Source organism: Sphingobacterium sp. JUb20 (assembly GCF_004342035.1).
Taxonomy (GTDB): Bacteria; Bacteroidota; Bacteroidia; order Sphingobacteriales; family Sphingobacteriaceae; genus Sphingobacterium; species Sphingobacterium anhuiense.
In genome coordinates this window covers 167690-194607 of the sequence record NZ_SLYV01000012.1, presented here as the reverse complement: position 1 = coordinate 194607, position 26918 = coordinate 167690, and the positions used below count along the sequence as shown (strand labels likewise).

Genomic DNA, 26918 nt, shown 5'->3' with positions numbered 1-26918 from the left:
AAAAAAAGCAGTTATTAAAAATAACTGCCACCTGAACTATTCCTTTTCGAAAGTTTTAAATCTTGCAGGATTGAAGATTTAGCTCTTATCGTAATGTTATAACTTTGGTATCTTCCAAAAGGTGTCCATCCAATTGCCATATCCCAACAGTGAAGGTCTCTATAGATATTAAACTGTGTCAACGATATCTCTTTTGCTTTTAGATCGTAGCCTGAGTTAAAGGTTACTTTCCATTTTGGCGTTAAACTAAAATCACCATGAATATTTACCGTACTCGTGATGGTCGAAACATGACCTGGCTTTGAATATTGGAAACTAAATGATCCGGCTAAATTCCATGGTATATTGAAGTTTACAAAGGCATTCGGGTCCGCACTGATACGGGATAAGGCCTGTGCCTGTTCCGGGGTCATATTGGCTCCCATCTGATTACGCAAAGAATCGATATTATTGTTTCTGTTTTTTGACGCTTTAGGGTTGAAGCTATAATCAAATGAAAGACCGAAATTGGTCAAACGTGCAAGTTTACCGTCACTGAACATATATTTGTTATAGCGTTGTCCTGCTTGATCAATTGCATAGGGATCTAGTGTTCCGTTGAAGTTAATGTTAATTTTTTCACCAAATACAGCAGTTCTTCCTGAGAAAGAGATGGGTGATAATTTCATGGAATCGGCCACAAAATTATAGTTTCCACTAAATGATAAACCTTGTAGGATCGGAATTTTCTTAATTCCGCCATCTGTCGTATCCGATTTACTTTTTATTTTTGCTTCGATATTATTATCAACAGAGAAACCTATTCCCATGGATTTTCCCGCTGAAGGTGAGCCGTATACATTCTTATCAAAAATGGAATAACGGTTTATTATTCCGTACTGATCCACGTAATTTTTATAAAAACCATACATAGCATCAGAGAAATCAGGTCTATAATTTAAATTGACAGATGGAGTGATGACATGTCTTATAGCCTGTATTTTACCCATTTTTGGATAGCTACCATAGATTTTTGTTGATACCCCAGTTGATACAGAATAATCATAAGCTCTTCTGAAACCTTGGACTGTATCAAGGGCTTCAACATAACCTTCCTTGGTATTTTCCATTCGTTTACGGGTACTTTGTAAATACCATCTTTCCGTGTAATTTACACTTGTATTAAATTGGAAATGACTAGCATTTAGGGATAAACTGATCGGGATATTATGTTGAAAGCCGTTTGTAAACTCTTTTAATGTTTCTTTTCTAAAAATTCTAGATTCGTTCGTGTTCAGGGTGTTGGTTCCCTGTAAGCTATAGCCGACATTGATTCGTTGAAACCATTTTTGTTCTCCCACGCGTTCTTTTGAATCAAAAGGATTGAAAGAAGAAACGTTTAAACTGAAATTTGGAAGTTGCAACTGAATATCACCTTTATTCATGTCCTGACGATGACTTAAAGTCGAAGTAAAGTTGACTTTTCCATCGGCAAATACACGTCCATAGCTAATAGAAGAAGACATGTTGTTTTTGGTGATATCATTAAAATTATTGGTACCGTTAACACCCGTATTTTGAAAATATGATCCAGTTCCAAAATTTACATTCGCAGAAAAAGATGTTCCCGGATTTGCTTCCTGTCGCTGTGTATGGTTCCAGGTAACATTAAAATCTTTGTTAGTCCCATAATTATCTGTTCCTTCAACTCCAGCTTTGGTTGAGGCATAACGGATATTGAATCCACCATTGTATTTATAGTTGACCGTATATCTTGTATTGATCGATGCTTCCCATGATCCTTTCGAATATAAGCTTCCTCGAACTTCACTATCCCAATAATCATTGAAAGCTAAATACCAACCGATGTCACGCATAGCAAATCCACGGGTATAATCTTCTCCAAATGATGGAAATAAAAAACCTGAAGATCTTTTGTCCGGTTTAGGGAAAAAGGCAAACGGGAAACCGATAAATTTTAAAGGGATGTTCTGTAATACGAGATAGGATGGACCTGCAATAATTTGGTTTTTAGTCACAATACCTTTGCTAAGAAAAATCCCGAAGTGTGTGTGTGGTTCTGGAAGATTACAGGTGCTATACAGCCCATGATACAACGACATTTCATCGTAAATATTCTTACGAACTACCTTTGCCTGGATATAACCTCCTTCTACATCAGTCATGATTCCATAGGTATTACCTTCTTGTTTTTCGTAATCATATAGAAGGGAGTCGACCGTTTTAGGACTTTCAGCTCCAGTCATTACAATAGGACGCCCTATATACTTGCCATTATGGTCAATAATACCTGACGCAAATATTTGTTTTTTATTTCGGTCTAATCGAATATAATCGGCAGATAATTCAAAATCTTGATACTTAACTTTAGCACCTCTATATAAGTGACTTATATTTTTATCGACTTCCGTACGTTGTGAATCTCTGGCGATGATACTGACCTCCGCCTGCAATCCACCCTTATTTTTGGTACTGTCTTTGCCGATAATTGTAGAATCTCGTTTAACACGAACGGAATCAGTTGTTCCTTTGACCGAAACAGAGTCTTTTAGACTCTTTGACGTTGTCTTTACGGGGGTTTTTTCTTGCGAAAATGTTGCAGAAACACTTAGCGAAAGAATAAGAAATATTGTTAAAATGTGTGTTAACGACTTCAAAATTAAAGACAAATGTTATTTTTGTAAAAATATTTAAACTAAGCTTGACAAAATTAGTCAAAAACAAATAGAAAGTGATGTTTTTTAACGAGATTAACATTTCCTATTTTTGTACCACAATATTACTCATTACATTTTGTTATTAAATTACAGAAATCAAAAAAAATATACATGAAATTAGATTTGAATATTAGAAAGCGAAAACTTATATTTTTTTTAGCTCCAGCGATTTTTCTATTTATGGTTTTGACGAGTGCTACTCCTCCAAGCAATATTATTTCTAAAGCACATGTTACTCCTCCCCAGGATTATCAAATTAAAACAATTGTGATTGATGCCGGCCACGGTGGGAGGGATTCTGGAGCAAAAGGATCACGTTCTTTGGAAAAGAATATAGCTTTAGAGGTAGCTTTGAAATTAGGTAAAGAAATCGAAAGACAGTTGCCTGGAGTACGCGTAATGTTTACCCGTAGAACAGATGAATTTATTGATTTATATAAGCGTATTCGAATGGCTAATGCTGCGAAGGCTGATATTTTTATATCGATTCACTGTAATTCTGCACCAGGAAGATCGTCAAGAGGTACAGAAACAATTGTGTCAGGCTCACATCGCTTAGGCGAGCAAACTGCCGCAATTCGTGAAAATGCATCCCTGTTATTAGAGGAGAATTATAAAGAAAATTATCAGGGATTTGACCCAAAAGATCCAGAAAGTTATATCATCTTCTCTTTGATGAAAAATCAATACCGCGAGAAAAGTGTCAAATTAGCAAATCTGATGCAACAGGAATATGTCAAATCAGGAAGAGTAAGCCGGGGGATTCTGGAGCAGGGATTGGCAGTATTAGCAGAAGCAGGAATGCCAGCGGTTTTGACCGAAATTGGTTTTGTAAATAATCGTGCAGAAGAAGATTATATGCTATCGGATGAAGGACAAAGTGAGATCGTACAAAACTTAGTCTCAGCAATCAGCACATTCAAAAAAAGCGTAGAAAGATAAACTTATTTGCCATTGTCTTGTTTAAATGATAAATTGAGTTCAATAAAAACACCTTAAGGAAATATTATTTTGAAAATATCAAACGAGACTAAAGTCGGAATTTTAGCTGTAATAGCAGTAACATTATTATTTATAGGATATAGCTTTTTAAAAGGCAATGATGTATTTAGCAGTGATAATACCTATTATACATCTTATCAGGCAGTGGATGGTCTTACTGCCTCTAAGCCTGTATTAGTGAACGGATATCAGATTGGCCGTGTTTCTAAGATGACATTGCAACCAAATGGAAGCATTCTGACAGAATTTAAAATTAAAGCCGAATACAAAGTTCCGAAAAATACCGTTGCACGTATAGCAAGTACAGATCTCCTGGGTGGAAAAGCAATTGTATTTGATATGGGCAACAGTACAGAAATGGCTAAAGATGGTGAAATATTAGCTTCAGGTATTCAGGCGAATATAATGGACAAAGTAGAGCCTATTCAAAAAAGAGTTGAAACCATCACCATAAAATTAGATTCTGTACTAACAGTTGTCAATTCTGTTTTGGACGATCAATTTCAAGAAGACTTTAAGCAAAGTGTTCATAGTATTTCAACATCTTTAAAAAATGTGGAGCTAATTACGAAAGATGTAGAAGGCCTGGTTGGTTCCGAACGTAAAAGATTAACCACGATTATCTCTAATCTTGAAGTTATTACCAATACATTTAAAAATAATAGCGGTCAGATCACGGCTATCATGTCCAATTTGAATACTGTAACAGATAAAGCAGCTAAATTAGATTTCCAACAAACTATGGATAAAGCTAATATGGCTATGACTGACTTCCAAACTATAGTAGATAAGATCAACAAAGGGCAGGGTTCAATTGGACTACTGATCAATGATAATAAGCTTTATGATAATTTGAATAATGCTTCCGAAAGCCTTGATCACCTTATGAAAGATATTAAAGAGAAGCCGGGAAAATACATTAAGCTTTCCATCTTTGGTAAAAAGGGAGAGCAGGAGAAATAACATTAAAAAGGCTTGAAGTTTACCTTCAAGCCTTTTTAATTTATAAGGTTTCTTTCAGCCATCCGAAAAATTCTCTTTGCCATACCTGAGCATTATGCCCTGATAACACCCAGTGATTTTCGTCTGGTAAATAAACTAATCTACTTTTGATTTTCTTCAATTGAGCAGCCTGAAAAGCACCTAGTCCCTGGCCAATCGGCACGCGGTAGTCATGACCTCCTTGAAAGATTAATATTGGTGTATTCCACTTGTCAACATATTCAGAAGGGTTGAATTCGGTATATGATTTTACATTTGCTTTATCCCAATAAGGACCGCCTAGTTCATGGTTCGCGAAAAACAATTCTTCTGTCGTACCATACCAACTTCTCATATCGAATAAGCCGTTATGTGCAATTAATGTTTTAAATCTATTTTCATGTACTCCAGCTAGCATATATACTGAATAACCACCATAACTAGCACCGATAGCAGCACGACGTGTTGTATCTACATATTTCTCTTTAGAAATATCATCAATGGCAGATAAATAATCCCTTATAGGCTGTCCGCCCCAATCTTTGGATATTGCTTCATTCCATTTGACTCCCCAGCCAGGCATCCCGCGACGATTTGGAGCGATCACAATATAACCTTGAGAAGCGATAAGCTGTAGATTCCAACGGAATGAGTAAAACTGGGTCAGTGCAGACTGAGGTCCACCTTCGCAATATAAAATCGTTGGGTATTTTTTTGTTGGGTCAAAATCTGGCGGATAAATTACCCAAGAAAAAAGATCTTGGCCATCAGAAGCTTTTGTAATTCTGGATTCAATTTTATTATCACTGATATGAGCATACATTTTATCATTGACAGTCGTCAATGCCGTTAACGTTTTATTCGCTAAGTCATATTTGTAAATCTCTGTAGCTCTTGTGAATTTTGTTGATGTTACGATCAACTGATTGGCTACCTGTCCCACAATTCCTGTGATATCAAAATTTCCTTCAGAGATTTGTTTAATCGATGCTAAAGATTTGTTTTTTAAATTAGTAGGAACAGTCAGTTCGAAAAGTTGTACGGTACCTCTGGATGGTGCTACAAAATAAATCTTGCGATTGTCCTTGCTCCATATGAAAGAGTTTACTGTGCCGTCCCAATGTGCAGTAAGATTTAAACGCTGAGATGATGCTTTATCGAAAATAATGATATCATTTTTATCGGCTTCGTAACCATCTTTTTTCATACTTAGCCAAGTTAACTTAGTTCCATCTGGACTGTAAGTCGGGTTGGTATCATAGCCATTCATACCCTCAGTCAGATTTGTTGTTTGCTTAGAAGTAAGATCATAGCGGTAGATATCCGTATTTGTACTCACGGCATACTCTGTTCCAAACCTTTTTTTACTGACATATAGCACAGCTTTACTATCTGGTGTCCATTCAAAATCTTCAGAACCGCCAAATGGCATTTGAGGGCTATAGAAAGGCTCATCCTGCAATAAATCAATTGCTTCGCCAATCTTACCGTTGTTATAGCTGGCTACAAATGGATGATTGAATTTTCCATTATTGAACGTGTCCCAATGACGGTAGTCAAGATTGTCAAAAACATAAGCGTCAGATTTTGGTAAATCAGGATATTTGTCGGTACTGTGATATTTTTTGATTAAAACTGCTTTGCTAAATAAAATATATTGACCATTTGGAGATAGTATTACATTTTCTAGATCAGTTTCGCTTTGTGTCAATTGTATAGCTTCACCTTTATATCTATTCTTTTTCCAAAGTTGCCCTTTGAACAAGTAAATGATATCGCCATTTTCTGTAATCTGTACGACAGACTCACCGCCCTTTTCACTTGTTAGAGGAGCTGTGTTACCTGTTTCTAGGGATAATGTGTAAAGGTTTTTTTCCGAACTGTTTGTTTCTATAGCATAATTAGAGACACCATATACTAAAGTTTTTCCATCTGTTGAAATTCCTTCTCCAGAAACACGGCCTAATTTCCAAAGTGTCTGCGGATCTAATGGTGCTTTTGCGGTGTTTTCCATATTAAGAACCATTTTGGTTTCTTTGTTTTCCTGAGCTATTGATGCCGAAGCGCATAATAAAATGGAAAGCGTTATTAAAGATTTTTTTTTCATAAAGAATACGAATATGAACAGGCAAGATACAAAATCTAAGATCATTTAACATATTAAATAAAGTATTGGAGAAAGAAAACAAGGTGAAGCAATTGTTCAGAATGACGCGATATCACTTTGTGTTAAACTATTGAAGGGAATTGGAGAAATTATAAAATACTATCTTAACGCATTAAAAAAAGCATAGCATTGATATTAGTGACTGAAAATTATATAGAATTAGTTGGATAAAAAAAGCTTCACTCAGTGCTCAAAAAGGAAGGGCTATTTAACCTTTTTAGCGCTGAGTGAATACGCAATTTTAAAGCTGTCTTTGCTCTTATTGGAGAATCGGGATAAGCGTATTTTCCTCTAATCTTACTGCGACATACTTTACGGAAGTAAAACCATCTTCTCTAGAAATGATGTTGGAAAGATCTAGCCCTCTTTTAGAAAAAGTACTTATGAGCGCAGTGCGGAATGTAGATTTGGAAGAACCCCAACCTTTTTCCGATACCGTATCATTGTTGAGCTGTATCAGTTCGTTGATTGAATAATAACTGAATTTTTCCAGTAAATGTTGATAAAGATTTGGTGTTGACATACAATTTAAAAATTTAAAGGATTAAACCATAAACTGTATCCAGATATTTTTGGTCGAAACCCATATTAATTTACCACCGCGGTTATGTAACTCGGTTGGTATTGCAACGTGCAATTCTGAATACTCTACAAAGTTAGTAGATTTTATTTTGTTTCAAAATTTATTTTAAAATAATTAATTCATGATGAGAATTTTATGAATGATGTCGATCCGATTATTATTTCTTTATGGCAGCAATTATAATAAATATTGGCCTTCTCATCTCGTCTTTCATTTCCGGATAAATTTTTAAAACTTCCTCTGAAGGTTTGGGTTCCGATATTTGTTGAATATCAAAATTAGATTTAATAACTGTGTTGATGATAGTTTCTAAATTTCGATGGTATTTAGTTACCTCGTGTCCAAGAAATCGAGTGTTTCTTTGACCTTCTTCCTGATAATTGTCCATCGGCCAATGCAGACGATTTCCATTTTCATCCTTAAACCAATCCTGTTCAGCTCTTGAAGTAAAAGCAGGGTGCTCCATTGAAAAGACAAAACTTCCTCCTTTTTTAAGAATTTGATTTATTTTCATAAAAACACTTCTTAAATCTTTTAGGTAATGGAATGCAAGTGAACTAATAACGACGTCAAATTCTTCATGGTCAAAATTAATATCCTCGATGGCCATTTTTTTATATTCAATTTCAAAGTTTTTGGAATGCTCTTTTGCTTTATCAATCATTTTTTGAGATAAGTCAATTCCAATTACATTTTTAGCCCCTTTTTGCTTAGCATAAATGCAGTGCAATCCATATCCGCAACCTAGATCAAGCACTTTCTTATTTTGGAAATCGGGTAACATTTTCTGTAAAACATGCCATTCTCCAGCAGCATTTAAACCATCTATAGAACGTTGCATCTTTCCATAGCTTTCAAAGAAGCTAGGATCATCATATTTGTTTTGTTTCATTTTATTATTCGCCGTTTCAAGATAATTTCAAATTTACTGCCAATATTATTTTTATCAAAACTTAGTTGGATGAACGAGACATAAAAGCATACTTGACGATCCAACCATCAAAAAGGGTGGATAAACCTTTAGTAAGTTACACTGTTATTAATATATTATCTCTTCATTAGGAAAATTAAATTTGATATTGAATTAATTTTTGGTTATTTTTAAATTGTAAAATATATTTTACATAAATGTTTTAATATTTTAATGAAACTAATATTGATTTAATGAAGAAATATCTGCTTTTATTGCTATTTTTTTGCGCACTGCTTATTGTTAGTTGCAAGAAATCAGAAGAAATTGATCCCCTATCAAACATGAGTATCGTCTTCTCTGACAATAATCATCCTGTCAGAGGAAAAGTGAAGTACGACTATAATTTGGACAATTGTGGACAGATCAATCTTATTACGAGCGTAAAGGAGTCTGATGGTACTTATTCACAATTGAAATTAACTTTACTTTCTAATGGAGCATTAGCCAAGGTTCAGTATTTCAAACAAAATTCTTCAGCTGATGGTAACTATTTTGCTCCACATCTTCAGCCAGAGAAATCTTTTCAAATCGCGGATTTTAAATATGAAAAAGCAGGCGGTCGATTATCTTTTTCTTTTAGTGGAAAAGTTTATAAAAACAATGAGCAAGAACGAGGACTGACTGGTAAAGTAGATCTGCACGCCATTGAATATGCACCGTGCGAAGCATTGATCCTTGATGTAATGACAGTGAAACCTGCTTTTAATTTTTTCTCTATGTACTCATCTTCTACTAAATCAACTGTTAATCCAGGTAGATCGGACCAGTACAACTACTATACATATGTTGCTCACTCCAATTCTGGTCAATTTATAAATTTGAAGCTGGAAAGCGATATTTCAAAATTGGTAGGCCAGGAGATTGACTTTGATGACACTAATCCATTATACAGTGTTAAGTACTGGGAATATACCGGACTGTTTATGTTGGAGGAATCTTATGGATCCCTTGATCAAAACTGGAAGCGTTTTCAAACGAGGGGTAAATTTACCAGTATCCAAAAAGTATCGGATGAAAGATACAATAAACCGTATTACAAAGGTATAATCGTTATGGATATACTTGATGAAGGCCGTTTAGTTAATGAAAGTGTCGAATTACCTTTTTATATGTCGTCAATGGACTGAGTAGCTCAATGAAATGTAGCATAGGCCACCTTAATAAATGTGTCTTTTATAATTACAATGCGTCTGATATTAATCCAGTGCATTTGTGAGGTCCTTTGGATCAAAGTTTAAAGTGTACTAGTTTTTCATTTGATATATGGGCATGTAGTGGAAATGCTTTACCTTAATATGGAGTGAAGCTGAAGGTAAAATATACCGTAGTAAAACTTCTGTAGGTTAATAACTTATATTAATGTATAAATGATATTTAAGAGTTTATAGAGGTATTTTAGAGTTTAAGCCGCGGTAATACAACCTCTCTTTTACCAAGTTATAATTGCGAGATAGTTACTTATATAAACGCATATTTTGTTGTAGCCAATTTTCAAATAAATAAACCATTATGGCAATTTTAAAAGGTGGGATAAATGGACCCTTTTCTGGTAAAGTCGGAAGCATTGTAGGTTATGAATTAAACGGTCAGGCTATTATTCGCTCTCTTCCGCAAGTTGTGAAAAGGGCTCCTAGCGAATTGACGCTTATTAATCGGATGCGTATGAAGGTAGTATCCCAGTTTCTGAGACACCTTAAAGCTCCGATCGCATTTGGCTATAAAAACGTTGCCCCCAAAGGCAGTCGTATCGGAACTTTTCAATCGGCCCAATCTTATTTATTCCACAATGCAATTGATTATGACACCGAAAATGTGCCCTATGTTAATCCGGAGAAAGTGTTGGTATTTCGAGGTGATATGGTCCCTCCACAGCTCATTAATGTGGAACGTAGGGACAATAAGTTGTATGTCGAATGGAATACAGATGCCTGTAAGGGTTATCCTGCTGCAGTCATTGTACTCGCTTATGTAATTGAAAAGTCCTGCGTTTGGAATGAAGGAGCAGCAATCTCTACGGATGGAAAAATGTTGTGGGAACACACACAATTTTCTATTAAAGAAGATCAGGTCCACATCTATGTCGGTTTTTACGATATGCTACATGATAAATTCTCAGATTCTGTATATGGAGGATGCGTATAAGAAGTTTTTTTATGCTGCCTGATCAAAGTATAACTAACATTTTCTGTCCAATACTTTTTAGCTACAATAGCATATCATGGACAGAAAGTGTTAATAAAGTTATTACTACACGCTTCTATCGTATTGCCTCATCTGGCCCAATAGTTTTCTTTGAATGTGATGGTGGTCTTATAAACATCTATTGTTGTCTCCAATTCACGGGAGTCATAACACCTTTTTTTATTTTTGTATCGTGGTTAAATTCATTTGCAAAAAATACAATAGCTCATTATTGTGTTTTACCCAAATACGAGGTTTTTCTCATTCTAGATCTTGTAAGCCATTTTATAGTATAAGTTATGTCATAGAAACGGTCAAGGTAATAGACCATTAACCACTTTATATATAGAGAGATCTATTTCAAAAATGAAGCAACCTACTCTTCGATAACAAGCATCAATATATTTTTGTGACTTAGCAAGCCAAAACAGATTTTGTAAGCACCTATTATGGAGTGAAGGATGAGCCAATAAGCGAATAACATTGACTATACAATCGCCCAAGTGGCACACAACAAATAGCCTGCATGCACACAAGAACGACACTAGGATGAGCCTAGAATCACACAAGGTGGAGTATACTTCCATGCTACATGTGCACAATGATGCGCCTTCCTATGGCCTCGCTATGCACATGTTATAGACAGTAAATGAGCAATTAGGCTTATCCGACTGCTATAGATGGAAATAGAAACAATAATCCATTTCATTATATTGCTTTTCTTTTAAGGAGTATCAAGATATATGTTAAATATATCTTGATACCTTCTGTTGCCAATCTCATCGTTTATCGTATTGATACCAATTGATCTTTGTGGATACGCGCATTAAAATTGCCAATATGATAAATATACCTATTGTACCCACTATGAGTGAATAATCACGTAATTGCATTAAGATAAATATGAAACTATAGAAAATGGAAAGTATTCCAGAAAAGATAAGTGCAGACCTGCTATCATTGGTAATGGACTTAATGAATGAAGCGATAAGAATAATAGTAGCTAATGCGGCTAGTAGGTAAGCGAGGTTGAAACCCAGATGCTCACTAATAGAAAGAAGCAGGGAGTAGAAGAGTACCATAGCAAAACCAATCAACATATACTGTATAAGATGTATGCGTTGTTTTTTTATAATTTCAGTGAAGAACAGTGCCGCAAATGTTAGAATAATAATCAATATTCCATATTTGGCTACACGGGTAGTTTTTTGATAATTATTGACTTCCTCTAAGAAGTTGATTTGAATCATATCTTTTTCTGTCGCTATACTGCTCTCAGTAGTAGCGGTAGGTTCGGCAGTACTGCTATATCCTTCACTGATGGCATTACTGATTTCATAATTGTTTTTAATTTCATACAGTTTCTCTGCTTCACCGACCCATTGTTGAGAAAATTTACGGTTGAAACTTGGAATATTCCAGGTTGCCTCAAAATTGTTCCCTGTTATATTTCGGTTATCGGCTAAAACGGCACCGTTGAAACTTGGATTAGCCCAATTTCCCTGGGTATGGATCTTAGTCTGTTTTGCCAATGGAAGGAAGTTAATGGATTGTGAACCTCTTACATTAAATTTAATCTGAAAATTACCTAAGGTGGTTTTTGTTTGAGAAAGATCGATGGCCGCAATCATATTATTCTCAAAAGGACTTAGAGCAGACATATTAGGTTCGAAGTCAATTTTCGTTTGATTGAAAACCAGACTTGGAGATGCTCCAAGACCTTTAAGATCACTTAAACCAATCAGTATTTTGGCATTTTTCCATTCTAGTTCCTGACCGCTCAAGTCTATTTTGTTAAAATCGATCGCATCAAAAGAACCTTTTAAATCAAGTTGAGCATTGTAGACGACGCTTTTATAAATACCTCTTTTAAGCGATTCTGGTGAAATCATACTATTAATGTCCAATGATTTTGGCATTAGGTAAACGTATTGCGTTATGTAGGTATTCTTAGTGGAGATGATGTTCTTATCCGTAGTGACAATTTCTTTTACAACCTGATAGGGGATGGCAATAATAGGGCCTGATATCACCTGTTGACCAGCCCATTTAAATGCAATTTCACTGCTTACTTCTGACTGTCTATTTTTTCTTTCTTCAATAAGATCCTTCACCCAGAATAATGGGATTAGCAGTAATAGAATCAGTACAACAATGGTACTAAGTTTGGCGAAAATAGATGAACCAATACGTTCTAAGAGGGGTGTTTTATTTGTTTCCATGATTTTTAAATTTATAATGCTGTTAAATTATGATGGTTAAGGTGTGTTTTTAGATTAAAAGATAAGCTGTTTTTGATTTCAGCTAAAGGAATTTTCAATAATGCCTCAAAATCCAGGTGATAGAATTTTTGCATTGAATTTCCTTTTGCTAATGCTCTGAAATACATTTTTAGATATTCGGGATATATACATGTCCCTATTCCAATCATGGCAAATTGGTATAAACTTATCTTTCCATTGCCAAGTAATAGATACTGCATAGCAACTTCGTCCTGTATTTCTGTACCAGACTCTGTGATGACATGAAACACATCGTGATTTTCGAGTTTTGGGATAACATCAAAACCTTTCTCTTGATAGAATATACCCATATGATACCCCAAAGAGTCTTTCGGGAATTTTAGGAAATCTTCTTTACTGATTTTCCAAGCTGATTTATTTTGCTTAAATAGCTCTGTGTAAATCTTTTGACTGGAGTTGTACAAAGCGAGCATTATGGTTAATCGTATCTTCATATTTTTTATTTTAAAAGTACTTTGAAATTCAAAGTAAATAGATGAAAAAATTATTTGTATTGTTGTTTGATCAATTTTTCAAGAGCCTTTAAATGTTCTTCGAAAGCCCTTTCACCTTCGGTTGTTCTTCTATATCGTGTATTTGGCTTTCTATCGACAAAGGTTTTAAAAACTTCGATGTACTTTTCCTTTTCCAATGTTTTCAAATTAGAAGCCAGATTTCCATCAGTAACATCCAGTATGGATTTTAATGAATTAAAATCGTATTCGTCATTAGCCATCAATACGCTCATGATCTGTAAGCGGACTTTATTTTCAAATACTTTATTATACTGTGTTAAGTCTAAATTCACTATTCGTATTTTTTATGAACGATTACTCCATATATGATATGTAGAACTCCAAATCCCAATGCCCAAAAAATAATACCATTGCCTGGAAAAAGCAAAGCTAATAGTCCTAGGACAATTTCTAAAATTCCAAGACCTTTTATTTCACTAAATGTATAATGACTACCGGCTGTAAGTGCCAGACCGTAAAAAATCAATAGGATAGAGGATACTACCGCATAGTTTTCTTTAAAGATAGCTATGATCGCAAATAGGCCACCAGTACAAAGCGGAACTGCCATTGCAAACAACAAAGCCCGGCTTGTGGTATTCCATATATTTTGGCGGTTAGCTTTAGCTTTTTTTATGGCCATGAAGACTCCTGTAAAGATAGAGGCTATCAAAACGAGTATAGCTGTCGTTAGAAGTTTCATGATAATCAATGGTTCATTGACATAATGATCCCGATAACCCATTTGACTATCAAAGCCATAAACTTCATAGTAAGCATATGCTGCTCCTAATAGTGCATATGTACCAATAAGAACACTTGAAATCCCGCTAATGGAAATAAATTTGCTAGATTTTTCCATTAAATTCCGAATACTTGCTATTTCTTTTACTAAATCTTCTTGTTTCATAAAAGTACTTTGTTTTTCAAAGTAAATGAATAAGAATGAATTATGCAAATTTATTTTTTACCATAAAATATAAATTAGAAAATAATGAAAATTTATTGAGAAAAGACTTGCATCATATACGTTTCGTTTCTATCTTTGTGCCAACAAGAAATCCTAATGCGGAAGTGGCGTAATTGGTAGCCGCACCAGACTTAGGATCTGGCGTCGCAAGACGTGGGGGTTCGAGTCCCTTCTTCCGCACTTGAATGTCCTCCCGAAATTAAATCATCGGGAGGATTTTTTTTTATCAAAATAATGCGTAACGGTTTAGAAAGAGTATGAACATTTCACACGAAAAAGTTGACGCGATCAACGCAGTAATTACAGTTGATTTAGCGCCAGAAGATTATAACCCACAAGTAGACAAAGAAATCAAGGATCAAGCTAAAAAAGCTAAATTACCTGGATTCCGCCCTGGTTTAGTGCCTGCAGCACATATTAGACGTACTTATGGTAAATCAATTTTGTTGGATACAGTAAACAAAATTGTTAATGATAAAATTACAGCGTACATCGGCGAGAATAAATTAGAAGTTTTAGGTCAACCTCTTCCTATTGAAGAAACGGCTACATATAACTGGGACTATAAAGATAACTTCCAATTTAAGTATGAAATTGGTTTAGCTCCAGAATTTGTAAATCCTTTCACAAAAGAAGCTGAATTTACAGAATATGACATTAAGGCTGATGATGAAACTTTAGAGTCCCGTATTAAAAATTTACGCCGTAGCTATGGTAAAATGACCAACCCTGAAGTTTCTGAAGAAGGTGATGTTTTATACGCTACGTTGAAACAAGATAAAGAAGATGGTATTGAGAAAACAACTTCGGTACGTACTGATATTATCGAAGATGCAAAAATTAAAAAATCTTTAGTAGGTCTTAAACAAGATGATACGGTTAAGATTGATATTAAAAAAGCATTCAATGCTGAAGATATCTCCCGTATTTTAGGAATCACTCCTGAGGAGGTTGAAGCTTTGGACGTTACTAAATTCGAGTTAACGGTAAAAAATATCAACCGTTTAGAAGAGTCTGATTTAAATCAGGAGTTCTTCAATAAATTGTTTGCTGAAGGCGAAGTTACTGAAGAAGCTGAATTCAGAACAAAAGTAAAAGAAGAAGTTGAAAACTTATTCAAACAAAATTCTGACCAACGTTTACGTAATGATATGTATACTTTCGGTATGGAAAAAGTTGATGTAGCTTTTCCAGAAGAGTTTTTGAAAAGATGGTTAAAAGCAACGAACCCAAGTATCTCTGAAGAAGAGTTGAACGAAGGTTTTGCTGATTTCTTGAATAACTTGAAATGGACGATCATTGAGAACCGTGTTGTTACTGAAAATGGTCTTGAAGTTAAATATGATGAAGTAATCAATTTGGCAAAAGAGCGTATTTATGCGCAGATCAAAATGTACAACATCAATGAGGAGCCAAGTGATGAGCAATTATCGCAATATGCAATTCAAATGTTGCAAGATAGAGAGCAAGGAAACCGTTTGTTCGAAGAAGCAAAAGCACTTAAAGTGTTCGAATTCTTAAAAGAGCAAATTAAAATCAATAAAGAAGAGATCGAATATAGTGCATTCGAAAAATTAGCGTAAGCTATTCAACTTCTAATCATATAAAAGCCTTTCCATATTTTGGAAAGGCTTTTTTAGTTGCAATTAATGGTTTCTAAGCTTGATATATTATCAAGTGAGCCTTTGACAAGAAAGTTTTAGTATGATTACACGAGCTTTTATATGACCTTCATGTTGTTTGCACCAAAATGGTCTATTTGTTTTTAATTGAATAAATTATTAAGATGTTGAAGGGCTATTGCTATTTCGCTTTTTTCTTTTTTCCAAATGGAAACATCCGCGATAGAAATTCTGAAAAGGAATTGAACTCCTGACGGTATACTAAACCCACGGCACTCACATATTCCTCACCATTAGGATTGATCAGGAAATTCCGTGTATTTAGACGGTTAGACCCTCTTAGAAGTAAACGACCATCTTTACGAAGATAAAACAGGGCTTCTGCATCCGTAGTTACACGGTCCGAGAATACATTTAAATCCGTCAGCTGGTTGCTCCTGTTATCTGTGATTCCACCCGTCAAGATTAAACGATCATTAAAAAGTCTCAGGGATGCTGAAGCATCATTTAAACTTTTAATATTGATGTCGAAAAAATTGATATTTAGAGATTCTGCAATGATATTATTTAATTGATTGAATGCAATTTCAGTTCCGGCAGATAATAAGGTATTGTTGACTTCTTTACCGAAGTCAGTCTGTGATCCTGGCGTAAAGCTTCTGCGAACGATTAAACTGAGGGCTTGCTGATTGATGTTGTTAACATCTGAAAGATAACCTTGAAGTTCATCTTTGACATATGGATCCTGAGGAAAGTTGAGATCAAAATTTATTTCGGGCTGACTCAATAAACCTTTTAGATTCATATCCGCCTGGGCAAGAATTCGTTGCGGATTGTCTGTTTGTCCTGCCGCATTATAAAGAGGGGACAGGGAAGTTCTTTGTTGGTAGATCGCAGTCAAATTAATGTTGGCTTCAGCGGGTTTACCAGCCCAGCGAATAGTTCCTCCTTCTTTAAGATCGAAGATCTTATTCAGATAATCCTGTGCTTTAAAATTGAATTTACCCGAACTGATGATGTAATCGCCGAACATTCCAAAGTCACCTAGAGAGCTGATATTCATTGTAATATTTCCTGTTCCACGTCCAGAAACACCACCTAAAGTAGTATATAAATTCATTTCTGCATTTGGACTTAAAGAAAGATCCATATTCATCGTGATACCGTTGAAACTTTTTCTTTTTATCTGTTCGGAGGTAATTGCGCTATCTGGAGAAACGAAATAGATAAAATCGTTATCACTGATTGTCATCGAACTATTGAAGGGAATGTTAATAACTGTATTGTCTTCCGACTTAGCTTTGATATCGATATTGATAGCTGAAGTTAGACCTTTGAAGTTGAAATCACCACTGGCATATGCTGTTCCATAATAAAGATTGTTGTCCTTAAGCGTAGTGTTGAGCGTTAAAAAATTATTCGCTCTTACCTTAATATCAATAGTCGGATCGGAAAGCTTATTTAGATCGACCATACCATTGACGAGGGCTTCACTGTTTTTAGGATCAAGAATTTTAAAATTGTTGAGGAAAATACCATTTGATACTATAATGGCTTTATCAGTAAGATGGTAGGGAGTCCTTAAATAATTGATGATAAATGATGCATCGGTGAAATTAGCATTTCCACTTATTTTTGGCTTGTCGATATTTCCTTTGATATCAAGCTCACCATGGACTCTTCCTTGGAGATTTGAAACTAATGATTTCAAAAAGGGTTGGAAAAGGATAAGATCAGTATTCTTTAGGGAAGCCTTGAGATTTATTTTATCCTCCTCCTCTTTGATATTATAGGTGCCGGCAAGTGTAATGCTTTTGTTCCCATCATCGATTTTACTGTCTAAATGGACAATATTGGCATTTTGGTCGTAATTTGCCTTTAAGCTAAGCTGACCAATCGGAAGTTGATTATAAAGGATCGGATTTGTCTGTAGGTTAGCAATAAAATATGGGGACTTAAAAAGAGAATTGATTTCAAGATTACCATTCATTGCGCCTGACATAGTAATGCCAAGTGGTTTTGTAATACCATTTAAAGAACTTAGATTAAAATCTTTGAATAAGATATTCAATTGGTCGCTTTCAGCATTAGACAATATCCCATTGAGCAGTACTTTTTGTTCGTCATGCTGTAACGTCAAATCTTGCAAGAACCATTTCCCTTTGGAAACTTTAAGTTCTGAACCCTGGGTAAGTGACCATTGGTTTTTATTAATAATAATAGTTGATGGATCAAAACTGATAAATGCAGGCTTCTGGTGAGCAAAACGAATAACACCATTAAGATCAAGGTTATTACTAGCATCTAGTTCGGATAGTTTTATATTGAAACGTAAACTATCATTGGAAAGAATGTTAGCAATATTTACATTTTTAATATAGGTGCTATCCGTGAGATTTATACGGTCTGCTGAAGCTGATACAGACATGGATTCTGTATTGGAGATCTGATCTACAATAAGGTTAGAAATCTTTATGCCACTATATTTGAAAATGGGACTATATAAATTGAATTGTGCAGCGTTTTCCTCGCTTGAAAATTTAGCGTGCATAGTTGCTCCGCTATCGAGGCTGATTTCCTTTTTAAAGAAGGTCGCGATGGGTTCAAATGATTTGATTTGAAGATCCAGTTCAAAGTTTTGATTATTGTACAGCTCTGTTTCAAAACCAATTGCAGGTGCATAGCGCATGGCAAGCATTTTAAAATAAGGAACAATTGTTTTTAGATCAATCTGTCCAATAAGCGAGGCGACAACAACATCGGAAGATACCGTCAGTAATCGGTTGATTTCATCTCCGGACGCTTGGAATACAACTTCTTTGATATCAAATGTACCTTTTTTTGTACTGAAATTGATGTTGTTTGCTTTCAGATTGCCGACAAGATTATTGATGTTTGATCCTTTTAAATTAGTTTCTATCGTTGTGTTGTGAACAATTATACTATCTTGCTGTGAAAGATGAAGTGCATATAAATTGGTTTCATGAATACCTGCTACTAGATTGTATAGAACGGGGACATCTGACCAGTCCACATCTGTTTGAAAGTCTATACTTGCATTTGGGTCTTTAATGGAACCAGATCCTTTAAATTTTTCTTCAGCTATAATTCCCGATATTGGAATCTGTTGATAGGTATAATTTCTGAAATTAAAATTTTCTAAATTACCATCTAGATCTATTGAAAGTGTTTTTGATGAACTTCCTTTACCTTTTAAATTGAGGTTAAACCCTGTTGTTTTTAAAAGACTATTGTTCAAAAATCTTCCTATATCAAAAGATTTCGATTCGTAAAGACCAGAAAATTGTGTTTCATTTTGAAAGTTTAAAGATGACTTGGTACTAAGCGCTCCTAACTCTGTTTTTAATTCTCCATCAATATGAAAATTATTATAAAGCCCATGTAAATCTCCCTGGTACGAAACTGTATTTAATATTTTTACAATTTCTGGCAGTTTAAAATTCTTGTTATTGCTCAGTTTTGGAAGAATAACCTGCAGGTCAGCGTAGGTTGATTGTAATGATAGGTCTGTTAGTTTAAAATCTGTCTGATCAATATCCGGTAGACCAATGATCTTAACGTTGCCCTTTAATTTAGTTGCTTTTTCTGTCTCAATTTGTATATTCTTTGCATCAATATGATTTACGCGACCTTGAGCTGTGGCCTGCTTTATTTTTAAATCAAACTTGACCCGGTGCATTGATGAAGAAAAGAAGGCTATATCTTCTGAATTTAAAATAGAATTTTTGATTCTTAGGCTTACATTAACCCGATTGTTAAAATCAGAAAAGTCATCAAAACTATTAAATTCTAATTTGACAAAGTCTTTTATCGTTGATTTATTCGTGATCAATAAAAGCTTATCCAATTGAATTCTCTTGTTGCTCACAAATGCTTTTGCAACTAATCCTTTAACCTCCAATCCTTTTTTTTCCCGAAGATTTAATTGCTTAATGTCAACTTGTATGGATTTGTCCGTAAGTTTTATATTTCGAAAGTCGGCATTTAATTGTTTAATGTCTAGATCGCCAAAATCCACAACTTTCGCATAATGTTTCTTGGTATGATCAAGATAGCGAAACTGATTATTTATTAATTCCAGTTGTTTTAAATCGAAATTTAAATTTTTACTGACTTTCTTTTCCTTTTTCTTTGGTGGAGTAAAGTACTGTAATAAAAACTGAATGTTTGAGCTGTCTTTATAAGCCTGATAATAAGCTGTGGTATTTTCTAGTGTAAGTTTATTGATAACAATCTTTTTGTCATCCCAGTATTGATTTAAATCTACCGATGCATTTAGCTTTTCAGCAATCAAAATCGTATCACCATGTGGACTGTATAATTCAAACCCTTCTAGAACCAAAGAACGAAAGGGTTTAAAATATATTTTTTTAAGAGCGATTTTTGTATTTAATTCTTTGGAGAGATAAGAAACAGCTCGCTTGGCAATAAAATTCTGAACGGGCTCTAATTGTAACGATAGTAGCAATACCCCTAACAAAACGAGTATGCTAGCCAGTGTAATCAGTGCTATTTTAATTATTTTTTTGATACTTTTGTACAATTATTAATTACCCCAAAGCTATGGCTGTTATTTTAGGTATTGAATCATCTTGCGATGAAACATCTGCTTCAATTTGTATCGACGGTGAAATATTTTCTAATGTTATTGCTACTCAGGCGATTCATGCTAAGTATGGGGGCGTTGTTCCCGAATTAGCATCGCGTGCGCATCAACAAAATATTATTCCTACAGTAGAAGAAGCCATTCGCACTGCAAAAATACATAAAAATCAAATAGATGCAGTAGCTTTTACACGTGGTCCTGGATTATTAGGCGCATTGTTGGTTGGAACTTCATTTGCAAAGTCTTTTGCTCTTGCTCGTAATATCCCCTTGATAGATGTCAATCACATGCAAGCTCATATATTAGCGCATTTTATTGAAGATCCTAAACCTACTTTCCCATTTTTATGCCTTACTGTATCGGGAGGACACACACAAATTGTGCTGGTGAAAGATTATTTCGAAATGGAGATTTTAGGGCAGACGTTAGATGATGCCGCCGGCGAGGCGTTTGACAAAACAGCAAAAATTCTAAATTTACCATACCCGGGAGGACCGCTAATCGATAAACATGCACAAAACGGTAACCCAGATGCCTATCAACTTCCTGAACCTCAAATACAGGGTTTAGATTTTAGTTTTTCGGGACTGAAGACTGCGATTCTTTATATGGTGCAAAAGGAGGAAAAAGCTGACCCCGATTTTCTGAAAAATCATATGGATGATGTGTGTGCTTCAGTTCAATCGCGTATTGTATCCATATTGCTTAATAAACTGAAAAAGGCAGCCAAAGAAACTGGAGTGAAAGATATTGCGATTGCTGGTGGCGTTTCGGCAAACTCTGGTTTAAGAAGAGAGTTGCTAGCAATGGGTGAACGGTATAAATGGAATGTGTTTATACCTAAGTTTGAGTACTGTACTGATAATGCAGCTATGATTGCAATTGCAGGATATCAAAAATATTTAATTAACGATTTTGTTGGACAAGATGTCGGCCCATTGGCGCGTATGCCTATGTAGCACACGGATCCCGATCATAAAAAAAGACTAGTTGTTTAACTAGTCTTTTTTTGTTTTTATAATGGGGCACTATAACCGTATGCTTCAGCAATGTTTTTAAAAACTCCATCTACTGATTCGTAAAAGTTGAGATTATAACCCTCTGCTCCCCAAAATACGGTTGCTATTTTGATGGATTTATCGGATTGAAAAATTGATAATAATTGTAGATTTTCAAAGTCAAATACGCCACCATCATCTACGCGCCAAGTACTCATTTCATCATATTTTGCAGGAAAATCTAACGTGATTAACTGATCATTATGCAGATAAGTCAGTACAGCAAGTGCTGAATCATTTTTAACCTCAAATAATGTTATATTTATCTGAGCTTTATTATTGAGTTCTGCTAGGGTTGAACTTTGTGATATCTTTCGATTATACTGCTTCGCTATTTTTAACTTTATTTGTTCATTTGTCTCTTTGTTAATCTTCTTGAATGGTAGAATTTGATTTTGATCAATGAATTTTTGATTCACTATTAAAGCAAAATCACCCTCTTTTATTTGCTCCTTTAAACTGAAAAAAGTACCACCATTATTCGAGAAATTGTGGCTTGTTTGTCGACCATTAGAGGATTCACTTTCAGGTTTAGTAACTGAAAAATCAATGGGAGTGATTTTGTTTTCAATAATAGCATGTGTTGCCGCCTCAGGTTTAATTTTTTCGTCTTCAACAGCCAAACTAACTAAAGAATCTTTTTTTTCATTTAAAAAAGCAAAACCTACAAAGGCTTCAACTTTGTCTGTTTTGAGATTGCTTTCTTTTATTTCTTGTTTGATTTTTTTTGGTTCTTCATTCATGCAACTTATTGATAATGAAGAAGATATGATGATCGATAGGAATGTTGTAAAGTTTTTAACCATTTTCTATTTTGCGGATTGATTTGTTCTCTATGGTTTAAAAATACGGTAAATTTTATAAATGAAAAATTTTCTTTTATGGAATTTTAATTACTGTGCATCATATGTTAAAATGTAAACTTAATTTTTAAAGCTATGCTAAACTCCAAATTGAATATTTACAAATCGGAATGGTTAGAGGTTGTTTTTGCAGGACGTAACCAATCTTATGGCGCTTTTGAATTGCGTAATTTATCGAATAAGGCAACGAACTGGTCGGTCGTAATTGTTTTAAGTGCAGTTGCTTTAATCGTGCTAAGTAGTAGCATATACAAAACATATTTCAAATCAGAAGCGCCAATTATAAAAGAACGAATAACAGTTGTCGATTTACCTCCCCAGGTTGAGCAGAAGGAAAAAAAGGAGGAAGACAAAATTGTAGAACCTATCCCTATTGAAAAAGAAGCACCACAACAAGTTGCTATAGATTTACCAAAGCAGGAAGTAATTCGTTTCGTTGAACCTAAAGTTGCTCCTCAAAGTATGGTAAAAGAAGATGTGGTGACGCAAGATGAACTAAACAAAACCAATAAATTGGCGGGACGCTTGAGTTTGAAGGCAAATCCTAATGGAACATCTATTGCAAGAGGTGAGTTTGGTACAGTAAAACGGGATGGTGGAATAACCGGCACTAACAAAGATGGTGCATTACATGGAGATCCAGATGCTATTGTTGGGTTTGAGCATATAGAAATTCAGCCAAGACCGCAGGGTGGGATGGAAGCTTTTATGAAATGGGTAGGCGAAAATTATCAGTATCCTGAAGCCGCTTTACAACAAGGTGTCAGTGGAATTGTTGAGGTTTCATTTGTAATTGAGAAAGACGGTACATTAACAGATATCCATGTAAAGCGTGATGTTTCCCATGGAACAGGGAAAGCTGCTGTTGAATTGCTTGTCAAAGCAAAAAAATGGAAACCAGGAGTTCAAAACGGTCGTCCGGTTCGGGTAGCCTATACATTGCCTATTCGGTTAAATACAGTCTCTCAATAAATAAATTACTATTAGAGTTTAACTTTATTTAACAGTGGACGATTTAAACTTTAGGTAGTTTTCAACATCTTATTAACAAATGTCTGTAAACTCATCAATTAAAAACGGAGTAGACAAAGTTGTTAATAGTATTAAATAGAAAATATCATGAAAAAGTTAATGTTAAGTTTGTTGCTATCTGGAGCAATGTTTGCGGGTTTTGCACAAGAAAAAGCTAATATTAAAGAAAACGTAAACCATGATGGTCACCGTTCTGGAAAACGAGAATTTAAGTTAGATAAAAAATCAGCAGAAGAAATTGCGCAATTGCGTACGGATCGTATGGATCAGAAATTAAAATTTACGGATAAGCAGCGTAAGGAAATCTATGCATTGCAATTGGATCAAGCGAAAAAGGATAAAAAGAACTTTGCGGATCGTAAAGCTGCCATGGAACAGATGAAGAAGGATCGCATGGCTCAACGTGAAAAGTTGATGAAAAATCTAAATCCTGATCAACAAAAACTGTATAAAGAGTCATTTGCTGAAAATCATAAACAGCACCGCATGCGTAAATCTGAAGATCGTCCAATGCGTCGTGATCGTTTGGACAGAAATGATAAAGGTGAAAAAAATAGTATAGAGGTTAAAAAAGATATAACCGAAAAAAATAGTTAGTCTGTTTTAATGGTTTGGTTTTAATTGGTTTTTGGTAAAAAAGGTCCGTTCGTAAGAGCGGACCTTTTTTTATTTAACAAATCTTCTTGTTATGGAATTGGTGTCAAATAGCTTAGTCACTAGGTAACTTAAGACAAAACTAATTACGGCGATGAGAATTATTTTTAGACCAGCAGGTAGATATGGAATTTTGAAAAATAAGTCGGATATACCCTGTACAATTATAAAGTGCGAAAGGAATATCCCAAATGTTGCAAGAGACCAATCTTTTAATGCTTTTGATTCACGCACCTTCAATCTTTGAAATATAATAAATACTGAAAAAGTCATCATCGCGACGTTTATGGAGCAGAAATACCACACGATCTCTAAATTAGCATAGTTGGCAGGAAAATATTTTTGTGTAATTAGGAAACCTGAAAAAGTAATAACAAATCCGATCAAAAAGATCGGAACAGCGATTGATAATGTTTTGTTCCAAGACCAATTTAAAGGGAATTTTACTAAATAATAGGCGAGAACGATGTAGCCGATAAAACCAGAAAAATAATAAAAAGTTCCAAACTCATTCCAGGTACAGACTCCCCAAATACCCGTATTGCCGTAGTTGCCGTTGTAACCTAATAGTGGAGCAGCCATTTTAATGTAGGGCAAAACTAAGGTTACAATCCAAAAGCCTAAAAAGATCTGTATGTCTTTTTTCGAAGCGCGATCTAACCATGAACCAAATATGGGTATGATTAAATAAATGCCAATGAGCATGTAAATGTACCAAAGGGGTGTTGTATCGTAATTGAAATTAAAAATTGAGGTAATTATTTTCGTCATAGTTCCTTCTACAGTATATTTTTCAATTGAAATCAACCCATTTGGGCTTTTTTGAATAAAATAGGCGTATAATGCAAATGCTATTGGAAGTGCAATGGACCAAAATAATAATGGAATAATGATGCGCCCGATACGTTTTTTATAAAATGTAGCGAGGTCGGTCTTAATCGGAAATAATAAAATACCGGACATCATGGCAAATAAAGGAACGCATGGTCGCACAAGACTTCCTATGAACACTGCTGTATGAAAAGAAAAGCTATTATCAAAAGAAGCGACAAATGCATCGCAGCTATGGCAGAGTACGACTAAAAAGCAAGCGAAGATTCTTAAAAAATCAATCCAGGGAATGTAAGTTCTTTTTGTTTGTAAATCCATAAATAAATTAGGTTTTTATTGATGGAGCTAAGCTAGGAAAAAAAATAGCAATTGATTTCAAATAAATTGCTACAATCTTGTTAATCTTTATTTTTTTGTTGCTCTTTCCACTGTTTGGAAAATGATTTGTCTGCGATTTTTGGTAATTGTCGATTATTTCCCCATGTTTTTTTGAAAAATTTACTAATAAAGAAGTTCTTGATCTTTCCGCCGAATAAATCGATCAGCTTTCTCCTTTGTATTAAGTAAGTAAATCCTTTCCATGCTTTTTTCTCGATTGCTGGTGATAGATCCTCTGCTACGGAATCTCTACGGTTTAGCAACAGCATACGTTGAATATCGATACCAACCGGACATACTTCTGTACATTTACCGCAAAGCGATGAAGCATAGCTTAAGTGTTTAAACTCTTTCATGCCACTGAGGTGTGGAGATATGAGTGAACCGATTGGACCTTGATAAGTCGTTTCATAAGTGTGTCCACCAATATTTTGATAAATAGGGCATACATTCAGACATGCTCCGCATCGGATACAATAAAGGCCCTGACGTTGGTCTTTTTGCGCTAATAGATTGGTTCGTCCATTATCCAGTAAAACGACATACATCTCTTCTGGTCCATCAGATTCATAAGCTTGTCTTGGACCGCTCAGTAGTGTGTTATAAACTGTTAAATTTTGACCTGTTCCATGAGTGGCAAGCAAAGGCCAGAATAAATCAAGGTCATTGATCGATGGTAATATTTTTTCAATACCTACAATAGCAATGTGAATTTTTGGGAAAGCTGTTGTTAAGCGGGCATTTCCTTCATTTTCTGTAATGGCAATACTACCGGTGTCTGCTATTAAAAAGTTTGCTCCGGAAATACCGATATCAGCAGTTTTATATTTTTCACGTAAGAGTTCACGTGCTTTCATCGTCAATTCTTCAGCTGTTGCTTCGAGTGGAGTGCCAAATCTTTCGTTGAATAATTGCGCTATATCTGCAAGACTTAAATGCATCGCCGGTGTAACGATGTGGTAAGGTTTTTGATCCAATAATTGAATTATAAATTCACCGAGATCACTTTCTAATGCCTCTATTCCTTTATTTTCTAGAAAATGATTGAGTTCAATCTCTTCAGAAGCCATGGATTTGGATTTGATAACACTTTTTGCATTATTTCGTTCCATGATCTTCCAGATTTCCTGACGCGCTTCTTCTGCGTTATTGGCCCAGATTACTTTACCTCCTCGTGCTATAAATTTGCTTTCAAATTCGAGTAGATATTTATCTAAATTTTCAATAGCTCTCCATTTTGTTAGATTGGCTTCTAAACGGGAGTTCTCCAGATTTACAAATTTACTCTTCCCTTTTTCGAAAGCAATAGTATACTTGTCGATATTATAGTTAATAATATCGCGATGTTTACTGTCGAAAGATTTTGTCGCACTTTCTTTTAAAAATTTATCTGCAGAGCTTACTGACATCTAATTCTTTTAATTTTACAAAAAAAGTTGGTAATAAATTACCAACTTTTAAAGATAACGCTTATAAATTATT

Annotated in this window: 20 protein-coding genes, 1 tRNA gene and 1 riboswitch; of the genes, 9 read left to right on the top strand and 12 right to left on the bottom strand. The window is 34.8% G+C overall.

What is annotated here, in order from left to right; genetic code table 11:
• Positions 1 to 14: 14 nt before the first annotated feature.
• A complete protein-coding gene (locus EDF66_RS20125; RefSeq protein ID WP_243656099.1) occupies positions 15 to 2657 on the bottom strand; it encodes a putative LPS assembly protein LptD in 2643 nt (880 codons plus the stop codon).
• A 171-nt stretch (positions 2658 to 2828) separates the two neighbouring features.
• Here EDF66_RS20125 and EDF66_RS20120 point away from each other — a divergent pair, with 171 nt between their 5' ends.
• Positions 2829 to 3659, top strand: a complete 831-nt coding sequence (locus EDF66_RS20120) for an N-acetylmuramoyl-L-alanine amidase (RefSeq protein ID WP_243656098.1) — start codon at positions 2829 to 2831, stop codon at positions 3657 to 3659.
• Between the two features lie 69 nt (positions 3660 to 3728).
• Positions 3729 to 4682 (top strand): MlaD family protein, encoded by a 954-nt coding sequence (locus tag EDF66_RS20115; protein WP_132844635.1) that lies wholly within the window; start codon positions 3729 to 3731, stop codon positions 4680 to 4682.
• Between the two features lie 40 nt (positions 4683 to 4722).
• On the opposite strand, the gene EDF66_RS20110 is transcribed toward EDF66_RS20115, so the two are convergent.
• The 3 genes from EDF66_RS20110 to EDF66_RS20100 all read right to left on the bottom strand — a co-directional run bounded on the left by EDF66_RS20110 (position 4723) and on the right by EDF66_RS20100 (position 8342).
• Entirely contained in the window at positions 4723 to 6807 is a 2085-nt protein-coding gene (locus EDF66_RS20110) for a S9 family peptidase (protein WP_132844633.1), read from the bottom strand.
• Positions 6808 to 7126: 319 nt separating this feature from the next.
• The gene (locus EDF66_RS20105) at positions 7127 to 7390 is read right to left on the bottom strand and encodes a hypothetical protein (RefSeq protein WP_021189623.1); all 264 of its coding nucleotides are present in this window, start codon (positions 7388 to 7390) and stop codon (positions 7127 to 7129) included.
• Between the two features lie 35 nt (positions 7391 to 7425).
• A riboswitch (SAM-I-IV-variant riboswitch) is annotated at positions 7426 to 7519 on the bottom strand.
• A gap of 88 nt (positions 7520 to 7607) precedes the next feature.
• On the bottom strand, positions 7608 to 8342 hold the full coding sequence (locus EDF66_RS20100) for a class I SAM-dependent methyltransferase (protein WP_132844631.1): 735 nt from the start codon (positions 8340 to 8342) through the stop codon (positions 7608 to 7610).
• 362 nt (positions 8343 to 8704) lie between these two features.
• Between EDF66_RS20100 and EDF66_RS20095 the strand changes: the two genes are divergently transcribed.
• Positions 8705 to 9550, top strand: coding sequence for a hypothetical protein (locus EDF66_RS20095; protein ID WP_132844629.1), 846 nt, complete (start codon positions 8705 to 8707; stop codon positions 9548 to 9550).
• 382 nt (positions 9551 to 9932) lie between these two features.
• On the top strand, positions 9933 to 10565 hold the full coding sequence (locus EDF66_RS20090) for a DUF6266 family protein (protein WP_132844627.1): 633 nt from the start codon (positions 9933 to 9935) through the stop codon (positions 10563 to 10565).
• An 818-nt stretch (positions 10566 to 11383) separates the two neighbouring features.
• Here the strand turns inward: EDF66_RS20090 and creD are convergent.
• Genes creD through EDF66_RS20070 form a run of 4 tightly spaced genes read right to left on the bottom strand, consistent with a single transcriptional unit; the run spans position 11384 to position 14311 of the window.
• Positions 11384 to 12826, bottom strand: a complete 1443-nt coding sequence (gene creD, locus EDF66_RS20085; RefSeq protein ID WP_132844626.1) for a cell envelope integrity protein CreD — start codon at positions 12824 to 12826, stop codon at positions 11384 to 11386.
• Between the two features lie 11 nt (positions 12827 to 12837).
• A complete protein-coding gene (locus EDF66_RS20080) occupies positions 12838 to 13341 on the bottom strand; it encodes a Coq4 family protein (RefSeq protein ID WP_132844624.1) in 504 nt (167 codons plus the stop codon).
• 50 nt (positions 13342 to 13391) lie between these two features.
• Complete coding sequence (locus EDF66_RS20075) at positions 13392 to 13694, bottom strand: winged helix-turn-helix domain-containing protein (protein WP_021189616.1); 303 nt, start codon at positions 13692 to 13694, stop codon at positions 13392 to 13394.
• Entirely contained in the window at positions 13694 to 14311 is a 618-nt protein-coding gene (locus EDF66_RS20070) for a hypothetical protein (protein ID WP_132844622.1), read from the bottom strand. Before EDF66_RS20070 ends, EDF66_RS20075 begins: the two co-directional genes overlap by 1 nt.
• A 158-nt stretch (positions 14312 to 14469) precedes the next feature.
• On the opposite strand from EDF66_RS20070, the gene EDF66_RS20065 reads away from it, so the two are divergent.
• A tRNA-Leu gene (locus EDF66_RS20065) sits at positions 14470 to 14551 on the top strand.
• Positions 14552 to 14628: 77 nt separating this feature from the next.
• Complete coding sequence (locus EDF66_RS20060) at positions 14629 to 15954, top strand: trigger factor (protein WP_132772126.1); 1326 nt, start codon at positions 14629 to 14631, stop codon at positions 15952 to 15954.
• 220 nt (positions 15955 to 16174) lie between these two features.
• On the opposite strand, the gene EDF66_RS20055 is transcribed toward EDF66_RS20060, so the two are convergent.
• The gene (locus tag EDF66_RS20055; RefSeq protein WP_132844621.1) at positions 16175 to 20557 is read right to left on the bottom strand and encodes a translocation/assembly module TamB domain-containing protein; all 4383 of its coding nucleotides are present in this window, start codon (positions 20555 to 20557) and stop codon (positions 16175 to 16177) included.
• Between the two features lie 20 nt (positions 20558 to 20577).
• On the opposite strand from EDF66_RS20055, the gene tsaD reads away from it, so the two are divergent.
• Positions 20578 to 21579: a tRNA (adenosine(37)-N6)-threonylcarbamoyltransferase complex transferase subunit TsaD gene (tsaD, locus tag EDF66_RS20050; RefSeq protein WP_132844619.1), complete on the top strand. Its 1002-nt coding sequence runs from the start codon at positions 20578 to 20580 to the stop codon at positions 21577 to 21579.
• A 56-nt stretch (positions 21580 to 21635) separates the two neighbouring features.
• Here tsaD and EDF66_RS20045 read toward each other — a convergent pair whose 3' ends face one another.
• Positions 21636 to 22421 carry a hypothetical protein gene (locus tag EDF66_RS20045; protein ID WP_132844617.1) on the bottom strand — a complete coding sequence of 262 codons (786 nt, stop codon included), beginning with the start codon at positions 22419 to 22421 and terminating at the stop codon, positions 21636 to 21638.
• 195 nt (positions 22422 to 22616) lie between these two features.
• On the opposite strand from EDF66_RS20045, the gene EDF66_RS20040 reads away from it, so the two are divergent.
• Both EDF66_RS20040 and EDF66_RS20035 read left to right on the top strand, forming a co-directional pair.
• Complete coding sequence (locus EDF66_RS20040) at positions 22617 to 23513, top strand: energy transducer TonB (RefSeq protein WP_132844615.1); 897 nt, start codon at positions 22617 to 22619, stop codon at positions 23511 to 23513.
• Between the two features lie 147 nt (positions 23514 to 23660).
• On the top strand, positions 23661 to 24170 hold the full coding sequence (locus EDF66_RS20035) for a hypothetical protein (protein ID WP_132844613.1): 510 nt from the start codon (positions 23661 to 23663) through the stop codon (positions 24168 to 24170).
• A gap of 69 nt (positions 24171 to 24239) precedes the next feature.
• On the opposite strand, the gene EDF66_RS20030 is transcribed toward EDF66_RS20035, so the two are convergent.
• Together EDF66_RS20030 and EDF66_RS20025 are read right to left on the bottom strand one after the other, a co-directional pair.
• A complete protein-coding gene (locus tag EDF66_RS20030; RefSeq protein ID WP_132844612.1) occupies positions 24240 to 25376 on the bottom strand; it encodes an acyltransferase in 1137 nt (378 codons plus the stop codon).
• A gap of 80 nt (positions 25377 to 25456) precedes the next feature.
• Positions 25457 to 26845, bottom strand: coding sequence for a LutB/LldF family L-lactate oxidation iron-sulfur protein (locus tag EDF66_RS20025; protein WP_132844610.1), 1389 nt, complete (start codon positions 26843 to 26845; stop codon positions 25457 to 25459).
• Positions 26846 to 26918 lie beyond the last annotated feature (73 nt).